Origin of the sequence: Nocardioides sp., from assembly GCF_035429765.1 — a bacterium.
In the GTDB taxonomy this organism is placed as follows: Bacteria; Actinomycetota; Actinomycetes; order Propionibacteriales; family Nocardioidaceae; genus Nocardioides.
This window is the reverse complement of the sequence record NZ_DAOMFK010000198.1, coordinates 1-5,734: the sequence shown is the minus strand read 5'-3', so window position 1 is coordinate 5,734 and position 5,734 is coordinate 1. Positions and strand designations below refer to the sequence as shown.

Genomic DNA, 5,734 nt, shown 5'->3' with positions numbered 1-5,734 from the left:
ACCTGCTGCGCAGGATCTACCGCATCCCCGACCGCACCTACCGGGAGAACCTCGACCGGTTCGTGTCCCTGCTCGACCTGGGGGAGCTGCTGGGCACCCCGGTCCGCCAGCTGTCCCTGGGCCAGCGGATGCGCGGCGACCTGACCGCGGCTCTCCTGCACGACCCGGAGATCCTCTACCTTGACGAGCCGACGATCGGCCTGGACGTGGTGAGCAAGGGTCGGCTGCGGGAGTTCCTGCGCACTCTCAACGCCGAGCGCCGCACGACCCTGGTGCTCACCACCCACGACCTGCAGGACGTCGAGGCGCTGTGCGACCGGGTGATCGTGATCGACCACGGGGCCCTGGTCTTCGACGGCTCCCTGACGGCCCTGCACCGACGCGGCGGCTCCCGGCGCACCCTGGTCGTCGACCTGGTCGACGCGGCGCCCCCCGTGCGGGTCCCGGGGGTCGACGTGGTCCGGGTGGACGGGCCGCGACAGTGGCTGGCCTTCCCGGCCGACGCCAGCGCGGCACCCATCGTCGCCGCCGTCGCCGCGGCGTACGACGTCGCCGACCTCTCGCTGCGCGAGCCCGACATCGAGGACGTGATCCGGGATCTCTACGGGCAGTGACCACTGCCTCCCGCCACCGGTCAGGGTCCGCCCGCGGCTCGGCAGCCGGGGATGGGGATCAACCCGGCGGGCGTGACGTCGACCGTGCCGGTGTGGTCGCGCAGGAACACGTACCCGTGTGGGCTGGTCCACACGTAGACCCCTGGCTCGGGCATGAGGTAGCGCCACGGGGTGTGGGTCTTCAACCGATGATGATGCCTGCACACCGGGGCAAGGTTGCACGAGCAGGTCGTGCCATCCCGCCCGTAGGCGATCACATGGTCCTTGTCGCAGCCCCGGGCCGGGCGAGTACACCACGGGAAGACACAGGTGGCGTCGCGCAGCTCGACCTGCTCAGCCAACCGGTCGGGCACCTCGTAGGCCTCGGTCGCGACGTGCCCGGCCAGGTCGAGCACCGGCTTGACGGTCACCTGCGCGTCAGGGTGGCCGCACCAGGCCCGGATCCTCGCGGGGTCGACCGGGGTCCGGGTGTTGCCGCACCGGCCCACCTGGCCGGCCGCCTGGCTCAACGCCTCCTCCGACAGGTGCAGGTACAGCGTCACCGGCCGCCTGGCTCGCGCGCGACCCGGCGCGCCCGCCGGCTCCTGCCCCGTCTGTGAGAAGTCCAGGACGAGCTGGTTCCTGGCCAGCTCACCGAGCGCAGTCGCGCGCCGGGCGTCGAGCGACTCCGACGAGCCGAGCTCCTTCAGCTGTCCGGCGGTCAGCGCCAGCGCCCGTTCCAGGTCCAGCGCGTCGCCCAGGTCGACCTCGGCGTCGATCCGCACGGTGCCGTCGAACGACACCTGGTCGGCCTCCACCCGCACGTGGCGCCGATCCGGGGTGTGGTGCTCGTCGAGGCCAGTGGCCTCGCCGTGGAAGCGGCGCCTTGCCTCGGTCAGCAGCCGGTCCAGCTGGGCAACGCTCACCGTGCCGGCCACCGCCGCAAGATGGGTGTCGACGAACGCGGCGGCCTCGGCCGAAAGGCCCATGGTGTGCTCGGCCACCCTCCGGGCCCGCCACGCCGGCAGCCGCCCGGCCACGGTCTGCGCCCACAGCCGCGGCAGCCGGTGGGCCAGCTCCAGCCCCTGCCCGATCAGACGGCGGCCGGCGTCGGTCGACATCCCGACCGCGGCGGCGAGCTCGGCGACGGCGTACTCCGCGATCAGAGGGGCGCCGTCCCCGGCCAGCGGGACCATCTCGCCACCCAACCACCAGGCCGCGGCGTCGCCCGAATCGACCGGCTCGTGCATGCTGGCCCACTCCACCGCAGCCATCAGCAGCTCTGTGGCCGCCCGCTGCTCGGTGGCTCGGGCGGCCCGCGCCACGGCCAGCACGGCGGCCGGGGACCCCGGCGGCGGTATCGGTCGCGGTGAGCTTTCCATACCCCCACCCAACCAGGGAGCACCGACATTCCTGCGCCCAGAACTCGGGGTGTCCACCACCGTCAGGACACAGAACCGTCACGATTTCGGAGCCCCGTGAACCCTTTCGAACCGAGCGGGGGGCTCAGCCAATCGGGCCCTGGCTGCCCAGGTGCGGGTCGTCCTTCCCGCACCGTGCACAGCGCGAGTAGCGCCGGCCGTCCTCGGTGTACTCATACTGATAGCGGTGGTGGAGGTTGAGCCGGCACAGCAGCGGGATCGCTGGCGTGGTGGTGGTGTCGTCCATGGTGGGCTCCTTCGTGAGCTGCCGTCGCAGCGTCCATGCGGTGCAGAGAACGCCAGTCGCGTACGACAATTGGTGCGAGCGGTCGAGGTAGTGGAGGTCCGCGACGAACTCCCAGTGGTATCGCTTGCGCTCGGCGCCGGGGAGGATTCGCGCCCCGAGCCCTACCAGGCCCAGCGCAATCGCGGCGGGTCGGTGGACGCCTGGGGCGATCGGCGACGGCATATCGTCACGTCGTCCCAGGCTGGGGGCGGGTCAGTCGGGTGCGCGGGCGATAGGCGCGGGCGAGGCCATCGCGGGCCAGCTCGATGCCGTCCGTGGTGAGTCGGTAGTAGCGGCGGGCGGGACGACCGGCCTCACTTGGGTCGACGTCCTCCCATCGTGACTCCACCCAGCCGAGCCGCTCCAGGCGAGCCAGGATCGGGTGGATGGTGCCGCTGGGTAGACCGGCGGTATCGCCGATCTCCAGCCCATAACGCTCCGCGCCCGGGTCCTCCAGTAGAGCCCGGAGCACCAGTTGTGTGGGCAACGTCATCCGCGGTGGGACTGCCGTCATGCGTTGTACTCTACCTAGTCCCCTAAGTAGAGTACAACTAATTCATGGCGCGAGATCGCATCAGCCGGCTCCTCCCCCCTGCACGCTGCGGGCCGCCGGACCCACAGCCGCCTCGGCAACCGTGCCGCGGACGAGCCAGAGGAAGCGACCGGAGACGCGACGTTCTCCCCATTGCTGACCGTCTCCCCCGGGAGTAGCGTCCGAATCGAGGGCCCTGAGTTGAGTTGAGTCGGGACGGGTCAGCCGCCCTGGATATCGGCTCCCAACCAAGAAGGGGTGTTCTCCATGTCCTACCGTCGAACCACCATCACCCGTCGACTGGCCACGGTGACGGCCACGGGTGCCCTTGCTGCCGCCATGGTCGGCACCGCGCCCGCCACGGCCGCCGCGCACAACATCGAGCTGCCTGCCGGTACGGCGTGCGCGGACTTCGCCCTCGGTATCGACGTCATGGGCGATGCCCCCACGACGCGAGTGTTCACCGACCGTGAGGGCAACATCACGCGCGTGATCACCGCGGGCAAGGGTCAGGCACTCACCTTCACCAACCTCGTGAGTGAGGAATCGCTGTCGCTCAAGGCCAACGGCTCGGTGAACATCACCCGTCCGGGTGCGAACGGGGTCAGCACCGCCACGCTGATGGGGCACAACGTGATCATCATGTTCCCGAGCGACACGCCACCGGGACCGTCGACCACCCTGTACGTCGGCCGCATCGTCTACACGTTCGACCAGTTCAGCACCTTCACGATGCTGTCCACCAGTGGGCGTTCGATGGACATCTGCGCGGCTCTCGCCGGCTGAGCGTCACGCCGGAACGTAGACCAGCCTGACCACGTCCTCGTCGACCTGGTCGCTGACCCGCGGCGGTGGCCTGCCTTCTCGCGCCCCGAGTCGCGCCGTTTTCTTGAATCATTCAAGAGTATGCGAGAATGGCGCTACGAGCACGACACCGTACGTCTGCCCCCAGGAGGAGACATGGACATCAACATCGGGATCCCCACCGAGGAGCGCGCGTCGATCGCCGAGGGCCTCTCACGCGTCCTGGCCGACTCGTACACGCTGTACCTGAAGACGCACAACTACCACTGGAACGTCACCGGCCCGCAGTTCAACACCCTGCACCTGATGTTCGAGCAGCAGTACACCGAGCTGGCGAACGCCGTCGACGAGATCGCCGAGCGGATCCGCGCCCTGGGACACCCGGCACCGGGCAGCTATGCGGCCTATGGCCGGCTCACGTCCATCCCCGAGGACGACAGCGTCCCGTCCGCCGAGGACATGATCCGGAACCTGGTCGCCGGCCAGGAGGCCGTCGTCCGCACCGCCCGCGGCGTCTTCCCGGTGGCCGACGCCGCCGGGGACGAGCCCACGGCCGACCTGCTCACCCAGCGGATGCAGGTCCACGAGAAGACCGCGTGGATGCTGCGGAGCATGCTGGAGTCCTGACCCGCTAGGCCAGCGGCGCCCTCAGGGACAGCCGTACGGCGTACCGCCGACCCGCGACGTCGACCTCGAAGCCCCCTGCGGAGAGGAGGTCGGAGCTGACCGGGCCGTCCGCACGCAGGTAGGCGAGCCCGGTGCAGGCGCCCACGGTTGCCCCCCACGCGGCGCTGGTCACCTGGCCGGCGGGTCGGCCGCCGGCCAGCACCAGCTCCCCGCCCCAGAGCATCGCGTCGGGATCCTCGACCACGAAGGACACCAGTCGGCGACGAGGCCCACCGGCCGCAAGCGCCGCGCGGTGCTGCTCGAGGGCGTCCCGGCCGAGGAAGTCCGTGTCGCCCTTGAGCTTGGTGGCGAAGAGCAGTCCTGCCTCGATGGGGGTGTAGTCGGGGGTCAGCTCCCGACCGAAGGCGCGGTAGCCCTTCTCCAGCCGCAGCGACTCGATCGCGTAGTAGCCCGCGTCGGCCACCCCGAGGTCGACCCCTGCAGCCATCACGGCGTCGTACACGCCGGTCGCGAACTCCACGGGTACCAGCAGCTCCCAGCCCAGCTCGCCCACGTAGGTCATCCGGGTCGCCCGCACCGTGGCGAAGCCCAGCGAGACCACCCGGCTGCTCGCGAACGGGAACCCTTCCTCGGACAGGTCGTCCTCGGTGAGCCGCCCCAGCAGCTCCCGCGAGCGGGGACCCATCACGCCCAGCACGGTGTACGCCGCGGTCACGTCGTTGAGCTGGACACTCTCCGGGTCGGGCAGGTTGCGGCGGATCCAGTCCTGGTCGCGCACGGTGGTGGCCGAGCTGCTGACCAGCAGGAACTCCTCCGCGCCCACCCGGGTGACCGTGAGGTCGGACTCGTAGGTCCCACGCCGGTTGAGCAGCGGGGTGTAGACGCACCGGCCGACCGGCACGTCCACGTCGTTGCCGCACAGCCACTGGAGCGCCGCGAGCGCGCCCGGACCGGACACGGCGTACTTGGAGAACGAGGTCTGGTCGAACACCGCCACCGCCTGCCGGCAGGCGAGCTGCTCGGCGGAGGACCAGGGCAGCCAGCTCTGCTTCCCCCAGGCGTACTCGATCTCGGGCGACTCCCCCTCGGGCGCGAAGAAGTTGGGACGCTCCCATCCCATGCGGGAGCCGAAGCCGGCGCCGCGCGCGGCCAGCCGGTCGTGCAGCGGCGAGCACCGGAAGGGCCGCGCGGTCTGCAGCTCCCGGTTGGGCCAGGGCACCTGGTAGTGGACCCCCAGCACCTCGACGACCCGCTCACGCAGCCATCGGTGGTTGGCGTTGAACGGGGCGAACCGGCGCAGGTCCACCGACAGGAGGTCGGAGGTGGGCTCCCCCTCGATGATCCACTCCGCCAGTGCACGGCCCGCGCCGCCGGCCGAGGCGATGCCGACCGAGTTGAAGCCTGCGCCGACGAAGAAGCCTCGCAGCTCCGGCGCCTCCCCCAGCAGGAACTGGTTGTCGGGGGTGAAGCT

Annotated in this window: 7 protein-coding genes; 3 read left to right on the top strand and 4 right to left on the bottom strand. The window is 70.7% G+C overall.

Translation table 11 applies throughout. From position 1 onward, the window contains the following. Positions 1 to 614, top strand: a 614-nt coding sequence (locus tag PLP61_RS14300; protein WP_324503422.1) for an AAA family ATPase, incomplete at its 5' end; no start/stop codon positions are given. Positions 615 to 634: 20 nt separating this feature from the next. On the opposite strand, the gene PLP61_RS14295 is transcribed toward PLP61_RS14300, so the two are convergent. The 3 genes from PLP61_RS14295 to PLP61_RS14285 form a co-directional block, all read right to left on the bottom strand. Beyond that, the gene (locus PLP61_RS14295; RefSeq protein ID WP_324503421.1) at positions 635 to 1,927 is read right to left on the bottom strand and encodes an HNH endonuclease signature motif containing protein; all 1,293 of its coding nucleotides are present in this window, start codon (positions 1,925 to 1,927) and stop codon (positions 635 to 637) included. 172 nt (positions 1,928 to 2,099) lie between these two features. Further along, positions 2,100 to 2,261 (bottom strand): hypothetical protein, encoded by a 162-nt coding sequence (locus PLP61_RS14290; RefSeq protein WP_324503420.1) that lies wholly within the window; start codon positions 2,259 to 2,261, stop codon positions 2,100 to 2,102. A gap of 226 nt (positions 2,262 to 2,487) precedes the next feature. Then, a complete protein-coding gene (locus PLP61_RS14285; RefSeq protein WP_324503419.1) occupies positions 2,488 to 2,814 on the bottom strand; it encodes a PadR family transcriptional regulator in 327 nt (108 codons plus the stop codon). 285 nt (positions 2,815 to 3,099) lie between these two features. Between PLP61_RS14285 and PLP61_RS14280 the strand changes: the two genes are divergently transcribed. Next, on the top strand, positions 3,100 to 3,618 hold the full coding sequence (locus tag PLP61_RS14280; protein ID WP_324503418.1) for a hypothetical protein: 519 nt from the start codon (positions 3,100 to 3,102) through the stop codon (positions 3,616 to 3,618). Between the two features lie 174 nt (positions 3,619 to 3,792). Then, positions 3,793 to 4,263 carry a Dps family protein gene (locus PLP61_RS14275; RefSeq protein ID WP_324503417.1) on the top strand — a complete coding sequence of 157 codons (471 nt, stop codon included), beginning with the start codon at positions 3,793 to 3,795 and terminating at the stop codon, positions 4,261 to 4,263. Positions 4,264 to 4,267: 4 nt separating this feature from the next. Here the strand turns inward: PLP61_RS14275 and PLP61_RS14270 are convergent. Continuing rightward, positions 4,268 to 5,734, bottom strand: a 1,467-nt coding sequence (locus tag PLP61_RS14270) for a glycine cleavage T C-terminal barrel domain-containing protein (RefSeq protein WP_324503416.1), incomplete at its 5' end; no start/stop codon positions are given.

Coding starts and splice junctions, on each gene's coding strand:
- PLP61_RS14285 (WP_324503419.1), bottom strand. CDS start 2,814: ATGACGGCAGTCCCACCGCGGATGACGTTGCCCACACAACTGGTGCTC.
- PLP61_RS14275 (WP_324503417.1), top strand. CDS start 3,793: ATGGACATCAACATCGGGATCCCCACCGAGGAGCGCGCGTCGATCGCC.
- PLP61_RS14290 (WP_324503420.1), bottom strand. CDS start 2,261: ATGGACGACACCACCACCACGCCAGCGATCCCGCTGCTGTGCCGGCTC.
- PLP61_RS14280 (WP_324503418.1), top strand. CDS start 3,100: ATGTCCTACCGTCGAACCACCATCACCCGTCGACTGGCCACGGTGACG.